The organism is Ruegeria sp. BG11 (genome assembly GCF_056538565.1).
Genome location: NZ_JBQFTH010000012.1, coordinates 115,638 through 140,791 on the forward strand (window position 1 = coordinate 115,638; position 25,154 = coordinate 140,791).

At 55.8% G+C, this 25,154-nt stretch carries 18 protein-coding genes; 5 read left to right on the forward strand and 13 right to left on the reverse strand.

Features of this window, described 5'->3' with window-relative positions; translation table 11 throughout:
* Nucleotides 1–151: 151 nt before the first annotated feature.
* The gene (locus tag ACR0JF_RS18850) at nt 152–2,332 is read right to left on the reverse strand and encodes a calcium-binding protein (RefSeq protein WP_480669636.1); all 2,181 of its coding nucleotides are present in this window, start codon (nt 2,330–2,332) and stop codon (nt 152–154) included.
* Between the two features lie 576 nt (nt 2,333–2,908).
* Here ACR0JF_RS18850 and ACR0JF_RS18855 point away from each other — a divergent pair.
* Nucleotides 2,909–3,649 carry a sulfotransferase gene (locus tag ACR0JF_RS18855; protein ID WP_480669637.1) on the forward strand — a complete coding sequence of 247 codons (741 nt, stop codon included), beginning with the start codon at nt 2,909–2,911 and terminating at the stop codon, nt 3,647–3,649.
* A gap of 111 nt (nt 3,650–3,760) precedes the next feature.
* On the opposite strand, the gene ACR0JF_RS18860 is transcribed toward ACR0JF_RS18855, so the two are convergent.
* The 5 genes from ACR0JF_RS18860 to ACR0JF_RS18880 form a co-directional block, all read right to left on the reverse strand.
* Nucleotides 3,761–5,071, reverse strand: coding sequence for an HlyD family type I secretion periplasmic adaptor subunit (locus ACR0JF_RS18860; protein WP_480669638.1), 1,311 nt, complete (start codon nt 5,069–5,071; stop codon nt 3,761–3,763).
* Nucleotides 5,068–6,807: a type I secretion system permease/ATPase gene (locus tag ACR0JF_RS18865; protein WP_480669639.1), complete on the reverse strand. Its 1,740-nt coding sequence runs from the start codon at nt 6,805–6,807 to the stop codon at nt 5,068–5,070. Before ACR0JF_RS18865 ends, ACR0JF_RS18860 begins: the two co-directional genes overlap by 4 nt.
* Before the next feature lie 318 nt (nt 6,808–7,125).
* The gene (locus tag ACR0JF_RS18870) at nt 7,126–9,000 is read right to left on the reverse strand and encodes a polysaccharide biosynthesis protein (protein WP_480669640.1); all 1,875 of its coding nucleotides are present in this window, start codon (nt 8,998–9,000) and stop codon (nt 7,126–7,128) included.
* Nucleotides 9,001–9,719: 719 nt separating this feature from the next.
* Nucleotides 9,720–10,328, reverse strand: coding sequence for a sugar transferase (locus tag ACR0JF_RS18875; protein ID WP_480669641.1), 609 nt, complete (start codon nt 10,326–10,328; stop codon nt 9,720–9,722).
* Complete coding sequence (locus ACR0JF_RS18880) at nt 10,325–11,176, reverse strand: NAD-dependent epimerase/dehydratase family protein (protein WP_480669642.1); 852 nt, start codon at nt 11,174–11,176, stop codon at nt 10,325–10,327. Before ACR0JF_RS18880 ends, ACR0JF_RS18875 begins: the two co-directional genes overlap by 4 nt.
* A 92-nt stretch (nt 11,177–11,268) precedes the next feature.
* Between ACR0JF_RS18880 and ACR0JF_RS18885 the strand changes: the two genes are divergently transcribed.
* Nucleotides 11,269–12,396, forward strand: coding sequence for a polysaccharide biosynthesis/export family protein (locus ACR0JF_RS18885; RefSeq protein ID WP_480669643.1), 1,128 nt, complete (start codon nt 11,269–11,271; stop codon nt 12,394–12,396).
* Between the two features lie 76 nt (nt 12,397–12,472).
* On the opposite strand, the gene ACR0JF_RS18890 is transcribed toward ACR0JF_RS18885, so the two are convergent.
* The 6 genes from ACR0JF_RS18890 to ACR0JF_RS18915 all read right to left on the reverse strand — a co-directional run bounded on the left by ACR0JF_RS18890 (nt 12,473) and on the right by ACR0JF_RS18915 (nt 18,398).
* Entirely contained in the window at nt 12,473–13,726 is a 1,254-nt protein-coding gene (locus ACR0JF_RS18890; RefSeq protein ID WP_480669644.1) for a glycosyltransferase family 4 protein, read from the reverse strand.
* Nucleotides 13,723–14,595, reverse strand: coding sequence for a glucose-1-phosphate thymidylyltransferase RfbA (rfbA, locus tag ACR0JF_RS18895; RefSeq protein WP_480669645.1), 873 nt, complete (start codon nt 14,593–14,595; stop codon nt 13,723–13,725). The genes ACR0JF_RS18890 and rfbA overlap by 4 nt, the downstream gene beginning before the upstream one ends.
* The gene (rfbD, locus tag ACR0JF_RS18900; RefSeq protein WP_480669646.1) at nt 14,592–15,443 is read right to left on the reverse strand and encodes a dTDP-4-dehydrorhamnose reductase; all 852 of its coding nucleotides are present in this window, start codon (nt 15,441–15,443) and stop codon (nt 14,592–14,594) included. Before rfbD ends, rfbA begins: the two co-directional genes overlap by 4 nt.
* Before the next feature lie 82 nt (nt 15,444–15,525).
* Nucleotides 15,526–16,566: a dTDP-glucose 4,6-dehydratase gene (gene rfbB / locus ACR0JF_RS18905; RefSeq protein WP_480669647.1), complete on the reverse strand. Its 1,041-nt coding sequence runs from the start codon at nt 16,564–16,566 to the stop codon at nt 15,526–15,528.
* Nucleotides 16,563–17,123 (reverse strand): dTDP-4-dehydrorhamnose 3,5-epimerase, encoded by a 561-nt coding sequence (rfbC, locus tag ACR0JF_RS18910; RefSeq protein WP_480669648.1) that lies wholly within the window; start codon nt 17,121–17,123, stop codon nt 16,563–16,565. Before rfbC ends, rfbB begins: the two co-directional genes overlap by 4 nt.
* A gap of 114 nt (nt 17,124–17,237) precedes the next feature.
* Nucleotides 17,238–18,398 (reverse strand): Gfo/Idh/MocA family protein, encoded by a 1,161-nt coding sequence (locus ACR0JF_RS18915; protein ID WP_480669649.1) that lies wholly within the window; start codon nt 18,396–18,398, stop codon nt 17,238–17,240.
* 725 nt (nt 18,399–19,123) lie between these two features.
* On the opposite strand from ACR0JF_RS18915, the gene ACR0JF_RS18920 reads away from it, so the two are divergent.
* The 3 genes from ACR0JF_RS18920 (at nt 19,124) to ACR0JF_RS18930 (ending at nt 23,241) form a co-directional block, all read left to right on the forward strand.
* Nucleotides 19,124–21,253 (forward strand): GumC family protein, encoded by a 2,130-nt coding sequence (locus tag ACR0JF_RS18920; protein ID WP_480669665.1) that lies wholly within the window; start codon nt 19,124–19,126, stop codon nt 21,251–21,253.
* Between the two features lie 333 nt (nt 21,254–21,586).
* Nucleotides 21,587–22,819 carry a GMC oxidoreductase gene (locus ACR0JF_RS18925; protein WP_480669650.1) on the forward strand — a complete coding sequence of 411 codons (1,233 nt, stop codon included), beginning with the start codon at nt 21,587–21,589 and terminating at the stop codon, nt 22,817–22,819.
* The gene (locus ACR0JF_RS18930; RefSeq protein WP_480669651.1) at nt 22,816–23,241 is read left to right on the forward strand and encodes a hypothetical protein; all 426 of its coding nucleotides are present in this window, start codon (nt 22,816–22,818) and stop codon (nt 23,239–23,241) included. The genes ACR0JF_RS18925 and ACR0JF_RS18930 overlap by 4 nt, the downstream gene beginning before the upstream one ends.
* On the opposite strand, the gene ACR0JF_RS18935 is transcribed toward ACR0JF_RS18930, so the two are convergent.
* Nucleotides 23,205–24,929: a hypothetical protein gene (locus ACR0JF_RS18935; RefSeq protein WP_480669652.1), complete on the reverse strand. Its 1,725-nt coding sequence runs from the start codon at nt 24,927–24,929 to the stop codon at nt 23,205–23,207. The two genes, ACR0JF_RS18930 and ACR0JF_RS18935, sit on opposite strands and share 37 nt — an antisense overlap.
* Nucleotides 24,930–25,154 lie beyond the last annotated feature (225 nt).

Here is a 25,154-nt window from a genome sequence, read left to right on the forward strand (position 1 = left end):
AGAGGTGCAACGATGCCAGACAGTTTTTCGAAGGGTTACAAAATCAGAACACCGCCCCTGAAGAAATCAGGGGCGGTGCCCGGGGGACGAGTTCCTGGTCAGTCTTCAAACCACAACCGGGTACTCTGTCCTTTCTCGTAGGCCGGTCATATTATTCGACCAGCAGATCCCAGTTCAGTGCGCCACCGGCGTACTGGACGTTCTGATCATCGTCGAGGTAACGATCGACAAAGTCCGGCACGGTTGTGTTCGGCAGAGTGTCGCCGGCAAAACCGTCAAGCGGTTTGGTACCCGCAGGATATTCCGGCTGCGTGCCGTCCCAACCGGTGTCCGGACGATCCGGATCGCAGGTTTCGACTTCAAGGCACTTGTTTTCAAAGTAGATGACACCTTTACCTTCACCGAAGTCTGTCTTCTCGAGATACTCAAGCAGAGCCGCGTTGAATTCTGTCTCGTCACCAGGAACATCCTCAGGTGGGAGCAGATCCAGACCCAGTTCCGAGAACAGATCTTCAACTACAACCGTGTCACCAGTCGCATTCGACAGGATTTCGATGTCGTCACCGTCAACAACTCGGGCTTCCAGCTGACCTTCATGAGCCTTGTGGAAGACCAGACGGTCGTTGTTGATGTAGCTGAAGTCCGTGACCACGTTGTCCTGACCAAAGCTTGCATAGGCTGCAAGAACTTCAGGACCGTCACAGATCTGGTAACCGAAGACGAAATCGTCGCCATCCGCACCACCGGTCAGAGTGTCAGCACCCTGGTCAGCAATTAGGCAGTCTTCGTCCTTGTTGCCAAACAGTGCATCGTCGCCATCGCCACCCAGCAGGGTATCGTTGCCCAGGCCACCATACAGACCGCCGAACGGAGCGTCGGGATCAACAGTGTCACCGCGGTAGTCATTACCATCCTGGCGATAGCCTGCTTCACCTGCGGTCATGTCACGGTCGTCACCGCCGCCGCCAAACAGTATATCATTGCCGGTGCCGCCGCGCAGTTCGTCGGTCGAACCTTCCTGACCACCGACGTTGAAGAAGACGTTGTCGTCGTCGCCGAACAGAACGTCATCACCGCTCTCGCCGTTGACATAGTCTTCGTCCTCGCCACCACACAGGGTGTCTTCGCCGGTGCCGCCACGCAGCTTGTCGTCGCCGGAGCCGCCATCGGCCAGATCGTTGCCGGAACCGCCGGCGATATTGTCCTCGCCTTCGCTGCCGTGGATCTCGTCGTTACCGGAGCCGCCCCAGATGCGATCATCGCCGCTGTTGCCATCCATGACATCATTGCCGCTCTGGCCGCTGATGTCATCGTCGTCCTCACCGCCGTTGATGTAGTCATCATCATCGCCGCCATAAATGGTGTCGTCTCCGCTGCCACCGTCAATCCGGTCAGAGGCCAGTTCGGTCGAGGCTTTGCCATTGGCATTGTCGCCCCAGATCAGGTCATTGCCAGCACCGCCGTCGATGCAGTCTTCGTTATCGTTGCCCTGGATGTTGTCGTCGCCGTCACCACCTGAGATGGAGTCGTCGCCGCCATTGCCGCGAATGGCATCATCGCCGCCGTCGCCATAAAGCTCGTCGTGACCACGCTGACCCGCGATGAAGTCATCGTCTTCGCCACCGGAAATCCAGTCATCGTCATTGCCACCGCGCAGAGCGTCCTTGCCGGAGCCACCCCACATGGTGTCTTCGCCGGCACCGCCATTCATCGCGTCCATGCCTGCGTTGCCGGCCATGACGTCATCGCCGTCCTCGCCGTACATTTCGTCGTCGCCTTCGCCACCTGACATGGAATCATTACCGATACCGCCGAGCATGCGATCGCGACCGCTTTGACCGAACATCAGGTCATCGCCAAGACCACCATACATGGTGTCGTTGTCGGCACCGCCGATCAGGCAGTCATCACCAACTCCACCGATGATCTTGTCGTCTCCGGCATTGCCCATCAGCAGGTCTTCGCCTTCGCCGCCGCTCAGGTAATCGTCGCCGCCGTTACCGGCACCAACGTCGTTGCCGTCTTCGCCGATCAGGCAGTCGTCGCCAGCGATAAGGTCGGAAACTGCGCCATCGCCCAGCATGACATCATTGCCGTTGCCACCACCAATGACGTCATCGCCAAGCTCACCGCGTACATAATCGTCGCCGTAGTTGCCGAGCAGGACGTTGTCATTGCTGTTGCCCAGAATATAGTCGTTATCTCCAAGGCCCTTGGCCTTGTCGATCCCGCTGTTGTCAGGGTTTTTCAGATTTAGATTATCAGATTGAGGTGTGCCGATAAGGACGGCACCAGGAACCGAGTTCCAGGCTTCATTTAGTTTGTCAGACATGTTTACCCCCGGTAAAAATGAACAATTACTGCAATCAATGGGCCGGGCTTGTCGGCCCTAATGCAAAACAGTACGTCGGCATAAATTCGCCGAGCACATGTTCACTGAGCCATTGTTGAAGGAATTGCCGCTACCCCCATTTGGGGGTAATCATGGGTGTTAATTTGGAAACAAAGGGGTTGGATTGTCTTTGCTGCATCAGCAACTACCCGGCACAAATGCAGTCGCACAACTTCAGACCTATTCCCCGGATAGGTTGAGCCTGAGACCAATCAAGCCAAATTTAACGGGTAAATGAGGCAAAATTCAGGCGCAGGCGGTAAGCGCAGCTCTGGAACAACAAATGCCCAGCGGATTTACGATCGGGATATTTGATCAATTGGATCAAGCGCGCTCTGGCTTTTTGGGGGTAGCAAGGAAGGGGGTGTAATAAATTGAGATATGACGCTTATTTACTTGTGGCTTCGCTTAGAGCTATCAATTATTCTGCATTGAGGCCGGGCTTATCACACGGATACAATGAATCCAGCACATTCTGTTTTGATAAAAGATTGTTTGCACGCTGCGGCAGGGCGAGTGTCGGATATTTTTCTGCCGGAGCTTAAGAAATACGCCATTATTTCGGCAGGCAGGTCAGGATCAAACCTTCTTGTTTCACTTCTGAAAAGTACCCCTAAAAATATCCAACACGGCGAAATTGTCGGTGAATACCAGTTGCAAAGTGCGACTGTGCGTCGCCGCATTAACAAAGTAGGCCCAACAGCATATCTCGACCATCGGTTAAGTCGCATGGCAACTGAGAAGCTGACGGGCGTCAAACTACTCTATCGACACCTGGAGAGCGACTATGGTGAGAAGTACGGTATCCCGGGCACGGGCGCATTAATCGACCACCTGCTTGCAAGTGAAGATATCCGGGTTATTCACCTGCGCCGCAAGGACACGCTTGCCGTTTTGGTTTCCAATCGGCTGGCGTACAAAACAGGGGAGTGGGTCGGGGGCGCTTACGGAGGCAAAACCGTCGTCCTGCCTGTTGATTGGGTCCAGGAGAATTTTACTTGGTTGGAGCACTGGGAGAACCGAATTGCAGAGGTGTTTCCTAGGCAACGGGTTCTGCAGATGACCTATGAAGAACTTGTTTCAGGTACTGAGGAAGAGATGGAGCGCGTTTTCCGGTTTCTAGAGATTCCGGCGTCTCTGGTTCACTCAACAATGTCTCGGCAGAACAAGCGCCTCAAGTCGGAAGTGATCGAGAATTATGCTGAGTTGAAAGAGGCGTTCTCTGGTACACGCTATGCCTCCTTGTTTGATGGATAGCAGGAGTAAGGGCGGGTGGCCGTTTCGGTTCTGGCAAGTGTTGAACGGCAAGCCATACTGGACGTGTTGTCGGAACAATCCGGTTTACGGGGCTAAGCTGAGGCCCTGTCATCAGCCGTCGCGAAAGGCTTTGCTGAAATAGTCGGTCAACGGAGCCGAGAGATAGTCTAGAGGTGACCGGTCTTGGGTGCGGATGAAGGCATCGACCGGCATACCGGGGATCAGGGTCTGGCCTTCCTCCAGCTTGCTCAGTTCTTCTTCAGGCAACTCCAATTCGACACGATACCACGAGGCGCCCGTCTGTTCGTCGACGAAAGAGTCGGGTGAGACCTGTGTGACCGAGCCGAAAAGATCAGGCGAGTCGCGCAGATCGAACGCAGCAACGCGCATCACCACTTCCTGCCCACGATAGACCTGATCTACGTGGATCGGATCGATCCGTGCCTCGATGATTAACGGCCGGTCCTGCGATACTAGGAACAGGGTCGGGTCAGCTGGGCGGATGACGGATTTGCGACCGAATACCTGCAGGTCGTAAACCACGCCAGAAATGGGTGCCCTGATATCAAGACGATTCAGGCGTTCGGTCAGAGATCGGCGCTGCTCGGCCAGTTCCAGTTCGTTGAACTGCAGGTCGCGCAGGCGGGTGATGGCGCTTTCGCGCCGAGCGGAATAAATCTGCAGTTCTTCGATCTCCAGTTCGGCGATCCGTTCAAGGGTCTGGGCGCGCTGCGCCACGAGATTGCCGACTGTTCCGGCCAGCTGTGCCTCTTCGCGCTGCAGGCTCAGCACGCGCGACGCCTGCGCCAGACCTTTGTCGAGCAGCGATTGCTGGCTGACCAGTTCGGCCGTGATCAGGCTCTGCTGACGGCTGAGCGCGTCCATCTGTGCATCCAGGCCCTCGATCTGGTTGTTTAGCTGGGTCCGCTGGGCGCGCAGCTGTTCGATTTCTTTAGCCTGCGCGTCGCGTCGGGCATTGAACAGGCGCACCTGTCCGGCGGCAACAGTCGCGATTTCGGGGCGTTGCTTGACGTGCTCTAGCAGCATCCGGTCAAACCGGACCTCATCAGCGTCATCGCGTTCTGCCTCTAGCCGTCCGCGCCGGGCCATCAATTCGAACAGCTGCCCTTCGACAATCGTCAGCTCCGATTGCAGCAATGTTGGATCAAGCCGGATGAGAATGTCATCTTCGGCTACCAAGTCACCTTCTTCGACCAGCACCTCTTCGACCACACCGCCGTCGGGGTGCTGAATGACCTGTCGGTTCTTGTCAACGACGACCCGGCCCGAGGCCACAACCGCACCCGAGATGCTGGCCATGACACTCCAGGCACCGAAGCCGCCGATCAGAATGGCCATCATGCCAATTCCAACCATCATTGGGAAAGTAGAAGAGAAACGCGTCTTGTTCTTTTTGCTCATGTCACACCGGTTGGCTTATTGGCGGCTTGCTTCAGCTGGGCGTGGTTCTTGACCACTTCGGCCAGAACGCCCTCACGCGTGCCCCAGGCCCGGCGTGCACCATCTTCCAACATCAGAAGCATGTCGCATTCCTCAATGGCGGCTGGACGATGCGCCATGATCAGTACAGCATGGCCGTCTTCTTTCATCTGCCGGATAGCGGCGTTGAGCGCCTCAGAGCCCTCGTTGTCGAGGTTGGAGTTCGGTTCGTCCAGCACCAGGATAACCGGATCACCATACATGGCGCGGGCAAGGCCGATGCGTTGCACCTGACCGCCGCTGAGTTGGCTGCCGGTCGAGCTGACCTGCGTTTCATAGCCATCGGGTAGCTTGAGGATCATTTCATGCGCCGCCGCTTTCTTGGCGGCTTCTATGATCTTGGCATCGTCGAGCTTGGCGTTCAGGCGGGCGATATTCTCGGCAATGGTGCCGTCGAACAGCTGTACGCGCTGCGGCAGGTAGCCGACATATTGAGCCAGTTTCTCGGGATCGTATTGCTCAAGTGAGGCCCCATCCAGGCGAATCTTGCCGCCGGCGGGCGCCCAGACTCCGGTCAGGGCGCGTGCGAGGCTGGACTTGCCCGATCCGCTGGGTCCGATCACACCGATCGCTTGGCCCGGCTTCACGTCGAAATTCACCAGCCGCAAAGAGGCCTGACGTGCATTGGGCGGAACGATGGTCAACTGATTGACCGTTAGCCGCGCCTTGGGTTTGGGCAATTCGACACGGGTGGTTTCGGGGGGGACTTCGGCCAGCAGTTCGACTAGATTGTCCCAGCCGCGTTTGGCGCGCTGCACCATGGTCCACTGACCCACGACCAAATCGACAGGTGCCAGGGCACGACCCAAAAGGATCGACCCGGCGATCATCGCGCCCGGGGTCATCTGCCCCTGCAGCACCAGATAGGCACCAAGTGCCAGCATGGCTGATTGCAGGAATAGCCGGAAGGTTTTGGTGGTGACCGAGAAGGTACCACCCAGGTCGTTTGCCCGCAGACTTTGATCCAATGCTTTGCCACGGGCTTTGTACCAGCGTTCGAACGAGCTGCGCTGCATGCCAAGGCTGCGGATATGTTCCGCTTCGCCATGCAGATGTTCCGCCATGCTGTCCGAGGTATAGCTTGCCGCCGTTGACTGCATCACTGCACCCTTGGTGGTGATCTGGTTCAGCACGGTGATCAGGATCAGCAGCGTACCCCCACCGATGGCCAGAATACCCAGCAATGGGTGGAATAGCGTTATCCCCAGCAAAAAGACCGGTGTCCACGGAATATCAAAAATGGCAGCAAAGGTCGGTGAGGCATAGAACCGTTGCACGGCTTCGAGATCCTTGAGCTGGTTGTCGGATTGCTTGACGTCCCGGTTCAGTGACGCCTTCATCAACATCGCGCTGAACACCCGCCGGTCGAGGCTGGCTTGAAACCGCGCGCCCATACGCGCCAGTAGCCGCCCACGGGCCCAGTCCAGTACACCCATCGCCAGAAACAGGAAGGCCATCAGCGCAAACAACGCGACTAGCGTTTCTTCAGAGCGACTTCCCAGAACCCGGTCATAAATCTGCAGCATGAAAAGCGGACCGGTCAGCATCAGCAGGTTCACGAAGATACTGAAAATGCCTGCGCTCCAAAGTAATCCGCGATTTTCGCGGCGCACGTCACGCAGTTCGGCCTGCCCTACAGCACGCTCAGAATTCCGCATCCGTTTTCTCCATTCCCTGCGCCATCGGAGCAAGAACCACCCCGTCAAATATCTTAATGAAGGCAAATAAATTTGTGAATCGCTCCAGAAGCGTAGCCGCCGACGCATCTGTCGTCACCATCAGATTACGCGGGTATGGGCGATAGAGGTCGTTTCCCCCCGTATATAGAGGGGCGATGGCGGCAGGCTACCTTATATGGCGCAACCAGCTCGTTTGGATTGGTCGCGAGATTTTGTGTGAAGATCGATTGTTTCCAATATGGGGGCAATTTTGCCAAAATTGTTTCACTGTAGTCGCCTGGTGCTGCCTGTTCTGGGTCAGGAGGTTTTCATCTCCGGTTCGACCTCCTGATATCCTTCAACCCATCGCCGGATTAAGGCCAGGCTACCGGTCTCGTCACCGCTGGATACGGTCTCGCGCAGCCCTTTCAGAACACTGGCGATTTCGATCTCTGAGAGAAACTCCTCGTGGGCGCAGAAGATTTTGGGATGGCGTGTGCTGATCAGACCGTCTGACAGGGTCAGTTCCTCTTTGATCTTCTCGCCGGGGCGCAGGCCGATCACCTTGATCTCGATATCGCCGTCAGGTGTTTCTACGTCGCGCACGGTGTACCCTGCGCTTTCGATCACTTGCCGGGCCAGCTGCATGATCGGCACCGGCTCGCCCATATCTAAGACAAACATCTCACCGCCGCGGGCCTCGGCCCCAGCCTGCAGCACCAGTTGCGTAGCTTCCTGGATGGTCATGAAATAGCGTTTCACATTCCGGTCGGTGACGGTAACGGGTCCACCACGGCTGACCTGTTCTTGAAACAGGGGAATGACCGAACCACTGGAGCCCAGTACATTGCCGAACCGGACCATGGTGAAAACAGTTTCGGTATAGCGAGTGGCCAAATCCTGTACCACTAGTTCGGCTAGTCGTTTCGAAGCCCCCATCACATTTGCGGGACGCACCGCCTTGTCTGACGAAATCAGAATGAACCGTTCAACCTTGGCCCGGGCGGCCTCATGCGCCAGCGTCTGGGTTCCCAGAACATTGTTGGCCAAACCGGGCAGAGGATTCAGTTCGACCAGAGGCACATGCTTGTAAGCTGCGGCGTGCAATACAACCTGTACCTCGTACTTGGCCAGTGTCCGACCAACCTGCTGCGGATTGGTGACCGACCCAAGTATAGGGACGATTTCGATATTCAACCCATCGTTCAGCTGGGTCAGTTCCTGATGGATATAATAAAGCGCCAGTTCGTTCAGTTCGTATAACACCAGCCGCGTAGGGCGGCAGGCCAGTAGTTGGCGGCAGAGTTCTGACCCGATTGATCCCCCTGCACCCGAAATCAGGATCGAGCGGCCTGTATAACTGTGGCACGCCTCGGCCATTTCCAGATCATGGGCAACCCGTCCCAGAAAGGCCTTTGGTGCGATCGGGGTCAGCTTGTCGACCAGCGCTTCTTTTCCGATCAGTTGGGCGAAAGAGGGAAGCGCCTGTACTTCAAGCCCCATCTTCTGCAATCGGCGGGCAATCTGTGCCTGTTTAGGCTGGCTCAGTGATGGCATCGCCAGCAGCACTCGGTGAATGTTGCGCTGTTCCACAAGCTCGGCAATCTTGTTGGGCGACAGCACGGGCAGACCCGCCAGCAACACCCCTTGCAACGAAGCTTTGTCATCCACAAAGGCAACCGGGGTAATGCTGTCATGGGCGCGCAGGGCCTGAACCAATTGCATGCCGGTTGGGCCCGCGCCGTAGATCAGTACCCGACAGCTTGGCTGCCCGCTTCGGTAGATGGCGCTGACGATATGAAACAGCATGGCGCGAGTTGCCGCGATCATCAGGAAGTAGAGAATTCCGAAAACGATGTAAGTGCCCAGGGGCAAGCTCAGCCCGGCGATCCGGGTTACGACTAAGGATAGCCCGGCCACCGCTGCAGCGTATATCGCGGTCAGGCCAACAGCATTTCTTTCGTAGGATTTAAGTTTGATGTGGGGTAGTCCCAGCAACAAAGATAAAAGCGCCGAGGCGAATATCAGGTAAGGCAGAACCGAAATGATCTGATCCAGTTTGATATCCGTAAATATGAGCATTGGCTGCAAGGCATAGGTCGCCAGCATCGCAGTCAGTATAAGCCCCAAATCGATGAATAAAAAAATCCAAGCCTTCTGTTTTCGGCTTAAAGAATTAACCAAATTCAACATCTATCACATCCCCCAAAGGATCCCATGGCCGTAGGTTGCTTGTGCAACATGACTATGAGACGCCTCCGCCGATGTCTGTTTTCAAATCGTTCAGCGAGGCACCCGTCAGGGGAGCCTAGCGCAAGGTTGGGTATCTCCCAAAGGGATTTCTTCAATGAAACCAAGCGGGCGGTTAATCGCTTGACGATTGGCAGAGTTGTGGCGGATTGTTGTGACCCGCAGAAATTGCCGTCTTTGTCCGAAGACAGAAGATGCACGATCCTGCTCATTGCGTCTTCAGAAAATGGATGTTTCTAAAGTTTGTGATTAATGAAATCGAAATGGTGATTTCCTGTGTCATTCTCATCCCTAAAATGACCATGATCGCTGTTTCACGACTTGTGCGTTCATTTTGGTAAAGGCTTGGTTAATGATCAACGCTGTCTAGGGCAGGACCGTGATTATTAATGAAAGATTAATGTACTTGTGTGCGGTTTTGACATCAGATTGCCTCGGCGAAGCATGAAATGTGGGCATCTTTTCCTGCGTGCGCCATGTTGCGGAGAGCAGATCTGCTGCGCAAGCAATTTGAGGCATAGTGGGTTGCTCAAATCACCCTGGTTATCTTCTTGGTGAGTATGACAGGATAAGGTGGTTGTGTTACAAACCGTTCAATCAAGAGCTGTGAGAGAGTGGTGCTTTCCAGATGCCGACCGCTTTGCCGCAAAGCTTAGCCCGTCTCAGCGGCGAAACAGATTGCCGATGGTTATGAATACCAGCGCAAAATCGTAGCATATGTTTTGGTGCCGCTGGTAGATCAGGTCGAGCCGCGCTTTGGTTGGAACGCAACAACGGCTATAGACCGCGTCGGTTTCCTCGGGCGCGCTGCAGCGTGCCAACAACAGCTCTTCGTGTTTGTGATATGCGATCGTGGCTAGACCGGTCACTCCGGGGCGTGATTTCAACACCTGTGCATAAAGCTCGGGGTAGCGATCGACATATTCTCGCAGCGGTGGCCGTGGGCCGACAAAACTCAGATCACCCTTAAGGATGTTCCACAACTGCGGTAGCTCATCCAGACGTTTTGCCCGCAACCAGGCGCCGGTCGGTGTGATCCGTGCGACTTTATCGCCGCCTGACACCCCGGCATCGGAGGCTTCCACCATCATACTGCGCAGTTTCCAGAGGTAGAACGGCTTATCCATCCCTTTCATCCGCTCGGCCACGTAAAAGACAGGGCGCCCTTCACGCCATAGTAGCCACAGTGTCAGAGCCAGTAGGACCGGTCCAAGGATAACAACCAGCAGGCAGGCGAAGAACAAATCTAAGATGCGCTTTTGCCAGGTCATATATGGTCCCCTTGAAGCACACCAGATTTCAGACGCTGCCATTCTGCCACCATGTCCAATGGGTTGGCAGAGGCAGCAAGGCCCAGGCGGGTCAGCCGATCAACTGACAAATGGACCTGCGGGATCGCGGTTTGGGGCGCGGGGCGCGAGGTCCATTCCAGATCCGCTGCATCCAGTAATGCACCCATCTCGATCGGGGTAGGGGCGGCGATGTTCAATACGTCAGGCAGGTCCTCTGCTGCACAAAGCTCTGTCAGCACACGGACCAATGACACAGGGCCTATGTAGCTGCGCCGCGGTGTTCGACCATCGGCGAAGCGGTCTAGTGCAAAGCCCTTCCGCCAACCGCCCAGAACGGCATCAAGCCCGGCGACGTTGCCAATCCTGAGCGCAGTCACATCCACACCCAACTGTTCTCCCAATTTGGCCCCTTCGGTTTCCATGACGGCCTTGATGCGCCCGTAATCGGATGCCGGGGCAGGGGGGCAGGCTTCCTCCAGAATCCCGGAGCTGGCCCCATATATCGCAGCTGACGAGGCCAGCAGAACCCGCGCCCCTGTCTCGGCTCCGGCGCGGATCGCCGCGCGGGCCAGCGTCAGGTTATCATTCAGGTCACCCCCTGCTGCTGCGCGGGCATTGGTGACACCAGCTAGGCACAGAATCGCACCACATCCGGTTGCTGCACGGATCAGCGCTGAGGGGTCATTCAGTGGGTCGAAATGCAGCCAATCTGACCCCGGTTGTGTACTCCGAGATTGCCAACGTGCTCGGTTCGCAGACCAGCATTGCCGCAATATGGCACCGATCCGACCTGTTGCACCAAGGACCAAAACCTCAGGAAATTGCATGGAAATCTTCGTTCTTATTGACCCGTTTTGGGGGGGCAGTATCTTAACCTCAACAATAATGACAAGGCGTTTCGCCAAATTGGGCAGTGAATATGCGTTTCAAGATCCATATTATGGTGCTGGTCAGCCTTGCGCTGATGACGGCCTCGTGTTCCCGCGGGCGCTTGCCCGGTGGTGCGCCGGTCAGCGAAGAAATCCTCGATCAGGCCGATGCCGAGGATCCCGGATTCGCCCTCTATCCGGTCACCCGTGCCTTTTTGCCAACCGCTGCGCAATGGCCGCCGACTGGTACGCAGGAGAACCTTCGCTGGATCGGGGCCAGCCAAGGCGCGAAAACCCAGATTATTCAGTCCGGTGACATGCTGACACTGCGGATCTGGGACAGCAGTGAGAACTCGCTACTCACCTCGATCGAACAAAAGCTGGTGCAGCTGCAGGATGTCACCGTGGCCTCAAACGGCACGATCTTCATGCCCTATGTTGGCAATGTCAGCGTCATCGGTCTGACCCCGGACCTGGCCCGCGAAGAGCTACAATCAACACTCGAGGCGATCATTCCGTCGGCCCAGTTGCAGTTGGACATGACCGAGGGGCGCAATAACTCGGTTGATCTGGTCAGCGGCGTCGCGCAGCCGGGCATTTACCCGATGCCCGACCGTAACTTTACGGTGCTGGGGTTGATTTCGGCAGGGGGCGGCATCAGTCCAAATCTCAACAACCCGCAAATCCGGTTGGTTCGTGGCGGGGCCATCTATGGCACATCCATTGAGCGTTTGCTGAACAACCCCCGACTCGATACACTGTTGCGCAGCGGAGACCGGGTGTTTGTGGAAGAAGATGAGCGTTATTTTCTGTCATTTGGTGCCACAGGGCAGGAAGCCCTTCACATCTTTCCCAAGGATCATGTCTCTGCCATGGACGCGGTGTCGATCATGGGAGGGCTTCAGGACAACAAGGCAGATCCGAAGGGCCTGCTGATCCTGCGCGAATACCCTGGCGCGACAGAGAAGGCGGGGATGACCGGCCCCGAACAATCGCGGGTGGTCTTTTCGGTGGACCTGACCAGCGCTGACGGATTGTTTTCCGCACGGAAATTTCAAATCAACCCGGACGATCTGCTGATCGCCACGGAATCGCCAATCAACGATGTGATAACCGTGTCCAACGTCATCGGTAACTTTGTTGGCGTGTTCAACGCGACCAGCAATATCGGGAACTGACCCAGGGATTCAGCGGCCTAGCCAAACAGCATAGCCACGCCCTGCATACAGAGGATTGCCGTTCGTCATGAAAGGCTCAACCCGGCATTTCGATCCGCGCGGCCTGTGGTACGAGGCTGTTCATGCGGGTGATATGCTCCGGCAGGCAGCGGGTCAGGAAATCGTATTTTTCGACCACATTTGCCCGCGCCGCCGGGCCTATATGGGCGTAGGCTGCAGGATTAGCCAACACATCGATCACCTGATCGGCCAGTGCGCCATGGTCGAAGAAATCAACCAGCAGCCCGGTTTCGCCGTGGGTGATCGCCTCACGGACTGAGGGCACATCCGATGATACCACCGTGGCCTGCATCGCCATAGTTTCCAGCAGCGACCAGGACATTACGAACGGCATGGTCAGCGCTATGTGGCAGCGGCTGAGCTGGACGATCTGGCAATAGCTGGAATAGGGCACCTTACCGACGAAATGCACCCGGCCCCAATCGAGCAGATGGCCGACCTCAGCCTCCATCTCACCACGGAAGCCACCGGGATGGCCGCTTTTGCGGCCATAAGACGTATCATCTCCGCCGATGATCACCACGCGCGCATTGGGGCGTGCTTCCAGAATTTTCGGCAGCGCCCGCATGAAGATGTGGAACCCACGGGCGCGCTCCATGTTGCGCGCCATGTAGGTAAAGACCTCATCTTCGCGCGTCAGCGACCGCCCCAGCCGCCCCAGTGACAGGCTGGCCTGTGGGTCGGGTCCCAACAGATCGGTTCTAATACCGTCATGGCAGGTATAGAACTTGTCGTGGAAACTGTCAGGGAAGGTGTTCTTTTGCCACTCGGTGGGCACATGGCCCAAATCGACCGTCTGGATATTGGCAAAAGGCACCGCGTTGCGTGCATGCAGCAGGAAAGGTGTGTGTTCCGACACCGGTTCCTCAGGATCAAAACCAACCATTCCCCCGGTACGGATGTAAAAATATTCAAAGAAGCCCAGAATCGGCACATCCGGCCAGATCTCTTTGAAAAAGAGCAACTCACCCCAACCGGTATGCCCCAGCACCAGATTCGGCTTGAAGCCTTCCTGCCGCTCAAGCTGTTGCGCCGCCATCGCCGCACCAAAGCCCGCGCCTGTGGCCTCTTCCCAGACCTTGGATAGGCCATAAGCATCATTGGTTGGGACATGATGAGGCTTGTAGACAACGGATTTGACCCCGGCGATCTGTGGCGCGGGGTTGCGTTGGGTCAGAAAGACCAGCTCGTGCTCGCCCTGGGCTGCCAGCCACTGGATCAACTCGCGGTATTGACCAGGCATGTTCTGATGTACGAACAGGATCTTCATTTCAAAAGCTCTTCCAGATAGGCGCCATAGGTATTTTTGGAAAACATCTTTGCCCGATTGCGGAGTGCCTGTTCGCTGATCCAGCGTTGTCGCCAGGCGATTTCCTCGGGGCACCCGGCCTGCAGCCCCTGTCGTTCCTCAAGCGTACGTACGAAATTGCCCGCATCCAGCAGGCTGCCATGGGTGCCGGTGTCCAGCCAAGCATAGCCGCGCCCCATGGTTTCAACCTGAAGGTTGCCGTCGTCCAAATAGGTCTGCAGCAGATCGGTGATCTCAAGCTCGCCCCGGGCCGAGGGCGTCACGCCGCGCGCGCGTGCAGGGGCGGTGCCGTCGAGGAAATACAAGCCCGTCACAGCATAGTTCGAAGGCGGCTGCGCCGGCTTTTCGATGATTTTACGCGCCCGGCCATCGGTGTCGAAATCCACCACACCATAACGTTCGGGGTCGGCCACGTGATAGCCGAAGATGGTGCCGCCTTCGTCTCGAGCATCCGCTGCGACCAATAACTCCGGCAGGCCATGGCCAAAAAAGATATTGTCGCCCAGCACCAGCGCGCTGGGGGCGCCGTCCAGAAACGTTTCGGTTAGCAGATAGGCCTGTGCCAGCCCGTCAGGGCTGGGCTGCACCACATAGCTCAGCCGGACCCCCCACTGGCTGCCGTCACCCAGGGTGCGCTTGAACTGATCCTGATCCTGCGGCGTGGTGATGATGCAGATGTCGCGAATGCCCGCCAGCATCAGCACGCTGAGCGGGTAGTAGATCATCGGTTTGTCATAAAGCGGTAAAAGCTGTTTGCTGACAGCCATGGTGATCGGATAAAGCCGTGTGCCACTGCCGCCCGCCAGTATGATCCCTTTGCGTGTGCTCACCGGATCTCTCCCAATTCTGTCAGAATATCTTTTAAGCCTGATTTCCAGTTCGGTCGCTTAATGCCGAATGTGGCCGCCAGTGAGGAGCAATCGAGGCGGGAATTAAGCGGGCGATGTGCTGACGTCGGATAGTCGGCGCTGGGAATATCCACGACATCGCAGGAAATTCCCGCCAGGGCGAAGATTTCACGCGCGAAATCCGCCCAGCTGACATCGGGCGTGCCTGCATAGTGATAGGTTCCTGCTTTGCCCGGATCGTCGCCAAGTTGCGTGACCATCTCCAGACAGGTCGTCGCGATGCCACGGGCGGGCGTTGGTCCGCCGATCTGATCGGCCACAATGGTCAGGCGGTCCCGCTCGCGGCCCAATTGCACCACGGTTTTTAGGAAATTAGCTCCATGCGCCGACACCACCCATGACGTGCGCAGAATGGCTGTCACGCCTCCTGCAGCGGTGATGGCCTGTTCCCCCGCCAGTTTTGAACGCCCATATGCGCCAGGTGGAGCGGTTACGTCTTCGGGCCTCCATGGGTGTTGGCTGGTGCCGGAAAACACGTAATCGGTTGAGAGCGAGACAAAGGGAATGCCCAAAGCCGCACTTTCCTGCGCCATTTCTCCCGGTGCTTCGGCATTGATGGCTGTGGCCAGCCCCTCTTCCTCTTCGGCCCGGTCCACAGCGGTATAGGCAGCCGCGTTGATAACCGCTTGTGGTTGCGCCGCGCGGATGGCCGCCGCACATGCGCCGGGGCTACTCAGATCCGCAGCCGCCCGGTCCAGGCATCGCACCTGAGGATGCCGTGCCAGCTCGCGTGCCACCTGCCCGGTCTGTCCAAACACCAGGATGGTCATGGGCGCGGTCTTTCATTCCGTCCGGAAAATCGGGTTTTCATGCCTCCGGCGGAGGTATTTTCAGCCAGATGAAACAGGTGGATCATGCTTTCACCCCCAGCCTTTGCCCCACGCCATCCCGATTTTGCAGCGCCCGCCACCAGGCTTCGTTATCCAGATACCACTGAACTGTTTTCTCCAGCCCTTCCTCCAGTGTGACTGAGGGCCGCCAGCCCAGTTCTTCGCGGATGCGGGTGGGGTCGATGGCATAGCGCAGGTCATGGCCGGGGCGGTCGGCAACAAAGGTGATCTGGTCTGCATAGGGTTTGGCTTTGGGGCGTTTGGCATCCAGGATCGCGCAGATCATCTGCACCAGGTCGATATTGCGGGCCTCGTTCTCGCCGCCGATATTGTAGGATCGGCCAACCTTGCCCCGCTGCACCACCTGCAACAGCGCCTCGGCGTGATCTTCGACATAAAGCCAGTCGCGTACATTCTCGCCCCGTCCATAAACCGGGATTGGCTGTCCGGCCAGCGCATTCAGGATCACCACCGGGATCAGCTTTTCGGGAAAGTGATAGGGGCCGTAATTGTTGGAGCAGTTGCTCAACACCACTGGCAGGCCATAGGTTTCGTGCCAGGCGCGCACCAGATGATCGCTGGCCGCCTTGCTCGCCGAGTAGGGCGAACGCGGATCATAAGGCGTATCTTCGGTGAATTGTCCGGTCTGCCCCAGCGAGCCATAGACTTCGTCAGTCGAGATATGATGAAAACGAAAGCTGCCCGGCTCTTCCTGTCCCAGCCAATGGGCACGCGCGGCCTCAAGCAGGATATAGGTGCCCGTCACATTGGTCTCGATAAAGGCTCCGGGCCCATCGATTGAGCGGTCTACATGAGATTCCGCCGCCAGATGCATCACGGCGTCCGGCATATGCTCAACAAAGACCGCATCCAGTGCCGCGCGGTCGCGGATATCGGCCCGAACGAAGGTATAACCGGATGAATCGGCAACCGGCGCCACGTTTTCAAGGCAGGCTGCATAGGTCAGCGCATCCAGGTTGACCACCTGATGTCCGTCATGGATCGCGCGCCGTACCACGGCTGATCCGATAAACCCGGCCCCGCCCGTGACCAATAGTTTCATAGGCTGTCCTTCCAGACAAACGGGCTGTCGAACTCACTAAAAGTCGGAGCTGCGGCATCCTTTTCACTCAATACCGGGGCATCATCAAGCCCCCAGTCGATGTTGCAGCTGTCCCAGTGCACTGCGCCGTCGCAGTCGGGCGCATAATAATCGGTGCATTTGTAAATAATTTCAGTATCGGGTGCCCGGGTGACAAACCCATGCAGGAACCCTTTTGGCACCAGAATCTGGCAGCCATTTTCGGCGGAAAGCTCGACCCCGATCCATTGTCCATAGGTGGAAGACCCTTTGCGGATGTCCACTACCACGTCGAACAGCGCCCCGTGCCCGCATCGCACCAGTTTGTCCTGCGCGTGTGGCGGGGCTTGGTAATGCAGCCCGCGAATGGTGCCGACCGTGGCCGAGAGCGAATGATTGTCCTGCACGAAATCAAGGTCGATACCAGCCTCGGCCATCGTGCGTCGGTTCCAGCTTTCGCTGAAGAACCCCCGCGCATCCCCAAACCGCGCCGGTGTCAGGATAAGGACACCGGGCAGGGCGGTTTCTTCAACTTGCATGTTCTGATGGCCTTCTCAAAATCCTTCATTTGAATAGCAATCGGTCGACACGATGTCACGGCTCACAAGAGGTGACGGTTCCGGCTTGTGGCGAAGTGCGCTGAACAAACAAACCTAAAACGCGGTCATGGGCTTTACGGGGCCTGGGGCGGTGGTCGGGAAATACTCGGCACCAAATATTTCGGGGTGTTGAATGGCCAGCGAAACTTCGGTGATGTGAAGTGAGAATTCACCGGCCAAGCGCGGCGTGGCACCATTGCGTATCGCGTTTGCCATTTCTGCAACCCCCAGCGCAAAATCCATCGGATAGCCCCGCTTGGCAGTGTGTATGTCCCGAGAGCTTTCAGGTTTGATCCACCGACCGAAATCAATCCCAAGGAGCTTTTTGGCACCACGCCGGAATCTGGTCGACGGCACAGGCGATGAGCGGACAGGGGAAGAAAAATCCCATGTTTCGGCCAAGCTTAGCACGCCGTCTTCGCAGAAAATGCGGAACTGGTGGTCATGCGGTGCCAATATGCTGTTGGTCAGCCGGGCCGCTAGACCATTGTCGAACTCCAGACAGGCAACGGTAAAATCCGGGGTGGAATAATTCGGCGGAGTATGCGGGCCCTTGTCCTGAATAAGACAATTGGCAAAAGATACCATCCGGCGCACCGGTCCGAACATGCCGACCATCCATGTCAGTGCATAGCCTGCATGTTCCAGTGTACATCCGGTTTCGAACTCATTCTCAGCCGGCCAATATGCACCCGACGCCGTTTTCCAGTTCTCGTAACCGATCCGATGCACCATACCATCGTCCATCTCGGCATAGATCAGTCTGGGCTGCCCACGCTCACCGCTGCGCACGGCTTTATAAAGTGTCTGCGCTGCGGTTCCCAGAAAGCTGGACGGGGCAGAAACCACATGGAGGCCTTGTTCTTCGGCCAGTTCGACTAGTTGTCGTGCTTCACCGAAATCAAGCGCCAGCGGCTTTTCCGAATACACATGCCGTCCCGCCTCAAGGCATTGCCTCGTCACCGTATAGTGCTGATCGGGCGGGGTCAGATTGACCACAATCTCGACGTCGGGGTCTGCCAGGATGTCTCCAACGCTGTTGAATTCTTGCAGATTGTAGTGTTTCGCAAACCGTCGCTGCCGGGTTGCGTTGCGGTCGTGAACGCCACGCAGGCAAAGCAACTGCCCCCAGTTAGCAAGTGTCGCTTGATACAGATCGGCTACATAGCCACATCCGATAAATGCAATTCCGATGCTTCCTGAGGGCTTGGTCATTGGTGAGAAAATCTCTTGGAACTCTGGAAGCGACCGCTTTCCGATACCACCAAATCACCAATATATGAAAAATGCACCATCACTAACACAACGCCAAAACAATTCTTTGCTTGCAACAATATGGATATTCACCGGACGTTACAATCCAAGTTGAAGGCTGCGGCACCTCCCGCGCTCTTGGCTAACGTGGTGTTGCAACTGTGTGGCAAGTATTGAAGGCAGCCCTTGTAAGAAGGTCACAATATCGCATTGGAAATTGCCCGGATTTGGAAACAGCCCAGAAGAACAGACGGGATTGTCACTGTGGTCTGATGGAACGAGTCATCATGCGACCAATGTCATTGGCGGCCCGAGGGGCGGTACGCTATGCCAGCCCGGTCCGGCTGAACAATTCAACTCAAACGCCCCTTATTGCATCGTTATTGCAGACAGTTATCATCCGGATGACACAATTCCAGGCACAGGGAACGTCCCGACTTTTCACGAGTTGGAATTGGCTGTAATCTTCGAGATTGAAATATGGTTGTGCCGAAGGGTGAATTTCGCCCAAAAGTAGTGATTGTGGACGAAAGAGCGTTGTTGTGACCCGCGGAACTTTGACCGTACGGGTTAGTGTTGACCTCTGCATCCTGTGAAAAAGTATGAACAAAGCTATACCGCCTGACAGAAAACTGAACATGCGTTTGCCGACTGCTGCAGGATCTCCTCCCAAGGCGCTTGAGTTCATGGACGTTGTGACTGCGTTGCGCCGTCGCATCGTTCTGATCGCAGCGACGGCATTGATCTGTCTTTTCGGTGCAGTCTATTATCTCATGTCGATCACGCCGACCTATACATCCGGCGGTCAACTTCTGCTGGGCGGGCAGGGGCTGAGTGAGCAGAACTCGTTCGATCTCGTTGAAGCCCAGGTGCTGAGCAATGCGGTGATCGAAGGTGAGATCGCCATCATGCGGTCCAACGACATCCTGATCAATGTCGTGCGCAAGCTGAGGCTGGATGAAGATCCGGAATTCAATCCCAGTCTCAGAGAAAAACAAGAGCCAAACCTGGCGGTTGCCGCATTTACCTGGCTTAAGGATACAGTGAAATCGGTGATCAGCCCGTCTCGGCAGGAGACAGAGAGCGAAGCGGTTACAGGTGCTTCGGCAAACTCGGAAATTTTTGAAGCCGCCTCTGTAAATGACCAATTAGTTGGGGAACTTGGATCTGCTGTCAGCACCGTCCGCCGTGGCTTGTCCATCCGCCAGCAGGGTACCTCATTTCTGATGTCGATCCAGTCCACTACGGAAAGCCCTCAAAAGGCTGCGGCGATCGCAAATACGGTCATGAGTGAGTACATTCGCTTTCTGGCCGACAAGCGATTTCAGGCAGCTGGCCGTTTTACCTCATGGTTGGAAGGCCGGGTCGAGGAACTGGCCAATAACGTAGAGGCCTCTGAACGCGCTGTGCTCGAAATGCGCGGCGCGATGGAGGCCGATGCGGAAAACGGTGCGCGTCTGGAACAGCAGATGCAGGAGTTCACGACAAAGCTGGTCAACGCCCGAGCGGAATTGGCGCAGGCCGAGGCGCAGGTTCGGCGCGCGTCCGAGTTGAACGAAGCAGAAGGCCCGCTGGCGACGGCCAATATTCTGGCCAGTGATGCCCTAAATGAATTTCGCAGAACACTCATTGAACTGCGCCGAGAAGAAGCAGCGGAATCCCTGAATTTTTCAGAAGAATCCGCGCGGATGGAATCGATCCGGCGCGCGATTGCAAAAACCGAATCCGATTTGTCTAACGAAGTCGAAAACCAGTTGCTTCAACTGAATAACCGCGTTGAGACCCTCAGGCTCAACGTCAGAACCCTTGAGAGCAGCCTGCGCAGTTTCGAAGGCTTGAACCTGGAACGCTCAAAGCAACTGATCGAACTGAATCAGTTGCAGCGTGTCGCTGACATCAACCGCAGCGTCTACGAGGACTTCCTTGGACGTTACAGGGAGATTCGTGAGTTTCAGAAGATTCCGATCTCGGACGCCAGGATCGTTCGATATGCGAACCCACCATCAAGCCCATCGCATCCGCGCAAAAAAGTGGCCGCGGTTCTGGCTCTGATCGGTGGATTGTCGCTTGGTGCGGCGCTGGCGCTGGCACTCGAGTGGCGGCCGAGGAGGCTTGCAGATACCCGGCAGATTTTCAACGAGACAAAGCTGCCTGTTTTTGGAAATACGCCGCGTTTATCCAAGGTTGGATCAGCGCAGGAATTACTTGGGCGCCTATCAAATGATGAAGATCTGGCACAGGCAGCCCTGCGCCTTGCGGATAACGTCGATCTGTATTCCGGGCACGCCTTGCGTTCCATTTTTGTGACGTCGCATGATGCAAATATAAGCAAGACATATACGGCGGTTCTGTTGGCCTGGGCTAGCGCTCAAAAGGGTAAAAGTTGTGTTCTGGTGGACGGAGACTTTCGGACCGCACAATTGACCAAAAGCCTTGGCATTATGGACAAGGCGAACTTCATACCGGCAATCCACAGCAACAAGCCATTGAATGAATGCGTATTGGCGACGGCCTCAGATGGTGGGTTCAACTGCATTGGAACGCAGGTGTCCGCAGCGGACCCCTCGATCATTTATAACGCAGATCGAGTTCAGGAACTGATAACGCTGTTGAGCAAGAATTACGATGTGGTGATTATCGATGCACCGGGGCTTGAAGATACCTCGAACAGTTTTGCCAATCAAGGCGCACAGGATTTTGGTATTTTTACGATTGAAGCAAAGAAGGTAACTGCGGGGAGCATTGCGGATAGCATGGATATATTTAGGGAAATTAAGCTGAGCGGAACTGGCATTGTCCTGAACGGACCAGCCTGATCAATTCAGCGGTCTTCACTTTTTCCGGTTGGGAGTTTTGACCCCAAGCATATTTGAGGCAAAGCACTCTGAAATATTGATGGGGCAGCTTTCTGCCCAATTTCAAGTGCGAATTATATTCTGGTTCGAAACAGCAGCAGACATGGCAGCATATTGAAACCGATATCCACGGCAGATGCACAAAAGACCGGCTGGGATATTATCCTGGTTGGGTCAAGTTTTGCCTCGTGTTTTTTCGCTTACAAGCTGAAAGGCAAGGGTCTGAAAGTCCTTTTTGTCGAACGTGGATCTTTTGTCGACCACGCGACACAGCTTGAGAACCGGCTGAATCCTATGTCGTTCCCAGTAGTTCAGGAGAACAGTTCCGGTCAGCGCAAAGACTGGATCGTGCGCCATCAGTTCGGCGGATGTTCGAACTGCTGGTGGGGGAACACGCCACGCCTGCAACCTAGCGATTTTGAACTTCAGTCACGTTATGGCGTGGCGCAGGACTGGCCGATTTCGTATGCCGAGCTCGAGCCTTACATGGTCGAGGCGGAATACATCATGGATATAGCCGGTTCTGACGAGGCCGGGTATGCGCCGCGCAGTGCTCCGTTTCCCTTTCCGCCACATGTACCGACCCGCGCGGAACGTAAGATGTTTGCGGCCGAGCCAAGCTGGCAACCTATGCCCTGTGCCCGCTCCAATGGGGGACGGCGGGCCAATTGCTGTGTGTCCGGGGCCTGTAACCTGTGCCCCATCGATGCAAAATTCACGATCCTGAACTCGCTGGATCTATTCGAGGATGAAGGATTTCATTTCCTTCTCAATGCCGAATGCAGAACGGTGGAGACTGCTGCCGGGCAAGCGACAGGGGTTGCGGTCAATACCGCTGAGTCAGGCCTGGTCACCTTACGCGCTGATTTTGTGGGGCTGGGTGCCAATCCGATTTACAACTCGGCTATTCTTCTGCGGTCCGGCATCGGGTCCGATCTGGTCGGGCGCGGTGTTCATGAACAGCTGGGTCAGTTCGTTTGGGTTGATATTCCATTCGACAATTATTACGGCGGCACGTCTTTGACAGGCATGGGATATGGGCTTTACGATGGCGACTTTCGTAGTGAGGCGGCGTCAGTGTTGATCGAAAGCTGGAATGCACCGCCCTCGCTGCGGCTGGAGCGGGGGAAATGGTTGCAACGCGTCAAGCTCAAACTGGTGGCCGAAGATTTACCGCAAGCCAGCAACCGGGTTGTGTTGAAAGACGACGAACCGGTTATCCTGTGGGCCGGGCATAGCGAATACACTTACGCGGGCCTTGCGCGTGGGCGCGAAATTCTACCCTCTCTGATTCCATTTGAGCATACGATCGCCAGAACCGGCGGTTTTGAACCGACCGAGGCACATATTATCGGTGGTACGCCCATGTCCACTGACAGTTCAAGCGGCGTTGTGGACAGGAGCTGCCGTGTCTTTGGCGTGTCGAACCTGGTTTGCCTGGGATCAGGCGTTTTCACGACAGGGGCGGCCGCCAATCCGACTCTGACGCTGGCTGCCTTGTCGCTTTATGCTGGGGAAATGCTATGAATATGCGCCGCCGGATGTTCCTGATTGGCGGTGGTGCCGCTGCAGCGTTGATCGCGCTGCCTCTAGCCCTGGGTGGGACAACACAGTTTCTAAGGCGGACGCTGCGGGACCACTTCGGGCCCGAGGTTCTGAAGCTTGACGGTATTGATGATTTCATCACCGAGTTTGCGTCTCTGGCTGGCGAAGGCAGCCCCGCCAAACAACTGGCCGCCGAGGTGTATTTTGCATGGCACGGTGATCAAGCGCGGATGATTGGTCCGGCCACTGCCTTGCAGGATCGGTTCCTGCGCACAATCCTGACCAGAAGCAACATCATTGCGATCCAGCAGAACCGGGCAACTGAATTCGACTATGGTTTAGTCGATCCTTGGGTATCTGTTTGCGGTCAATATTTATCGGCAGCTGCTGACGATACACTTTGAGGTGCAGATTTACCGGACAGGATGCGGCCAGCAGCTGAGGGGGTTCCAAAGTCCGGCAGACTGACACATTCGGCAGGGGGCAGCATGCCTTCATCATGATGCCACCCCATTATCGAAACCCCGTCCCCGGTTTGCAACGTGATCTCCATGTTCGTATCGCGAGTCTCCTGTAGAAGTCTGACAATATTCGCCCCCCGAATACCGGGCTGGTTCGTGACGTAAACACCCACCGGATGGCACAGGACTGTGAGTTTGAAATTCGAAAAATCTCCAATCAAAGGTCGCCCGGTTCTGCGATCGATCGTAAATGGGGGCGTGTCGGGATCGATTGAATAGAAAAACTCGGAAAATCGCGGCTTGTTATATCCTAGATCAAAATCACCAAGCCACTCGATGGCGCGCATTTCCTCATCCGTCACGATGAGAGCATTCTGCGCGAGCCAAGGTGCCAGTAGTGGCTCGACGTTTGTCCATTGCCACCGCGTTTTACCTAACAAAATGTTTTGGTCCTTTCCGAGCATCAATTTTGTACTGCGTAGAAAGGCCGGGTTCGCAAAAACGATAAACCCGGCAGTGACGACCAATACTAGAAAGGCAGTCGGCCTTTTTAACGAGGTTGGAAGTAGGAACGATATCGCATCGATCACGCTATCATTTAGAAATCGCCATAGTATGGGCAATACAGCTTGCAATGCCATACCCCACAATACGAAAAAGAAAGGCATTGTGGGATAGAGATATCGGATGTTTTTCAGTCCACCGAAGGACTGCAACACGAAGGTTGTAGCAAACAGAGTCAGGCAGAATGATGCGGGCACGAAATTGACTCGCAGTGCTATGATTGCAGCTACGGGAAACAGCGGCCAGAACGTGGGATAGTTGTCCCTGAAGTCTCGGTGATAAAATGTGGTATCGTTCTCAGCAGGCCACGGCTCCCAGTTATATGTTGTCCAGAGCCAATGGATTTTGTCAGAGAAAACACCACTCAGCAACACTCCGGAAATTGTGATCAGCACAGCGCCGACTATCCACCACAAATGCGGATAGCTTCGCAGCCACCCCGGTGCAAAGACAACCAGCACCCAAAGCACGATCGCGCCTATTCCCAGTGCCGTCGACATCTGCAATTCAAGCGCAACAAGGAATAATACGGCCGCAATTGCAAGAGCGATCAACCGCCAGACAAAGATCCTGAGACTCGTAACGGCTGCGTAGACAAGCAGAGCTCCGACTATGAAGAGAAAGCCCTGTGCCGAATAGAAGCGGATATACTGGGAGACCTCGATACCGTTTGGCCAAAACAGCAGAAATACAAATGCGGTTAGCGCCGTGACGCTTCCGCTAACATGATAGGCCCATGCCACTACCAGCGAAACAAGTAAGGCCCCAGGAATGACCGATGGGATCAGGCGCGCGGCAAAGGCAGATTGCTCGCCCATGATGTCGAAACTCAATGCGATCAACTGGGTAAAACGCGCGGCCCGGTCGTAGATGCCGTCGAGAACCGCGAACGTTTGACTATCCTGCCAACTGACAGCGGGCAGTGACTGATAAAGCTCATCATAGATCAGAGGATGGTCAATCATACCTATCCGGGTGAAAAGGGCCGCGACAAATGCAGCTACACCAATCAGAATAAGCGAAAAAACGCGCATTTCTCGGCTGCCTCGGCCGGGGTGAACGCTCATTTGCAACTGTCCCGAACTCTCTGTCACTGGTACTTTCCTATGGTTGCACAAGTCTTTAAAAATCAAAAGATTTTGGCTAACTCGCTGCCTTTTGAAAGGCGGAGCTCTTATAGTCGAGGTAGTTCAAAGGAAAAACCAACCTATATACTCGTAGGCTAACATCAAACTTCAATCCAGCACCGCTGATTGTTGTGCAAAAGCACACAAAAAAATGACTACTACCAA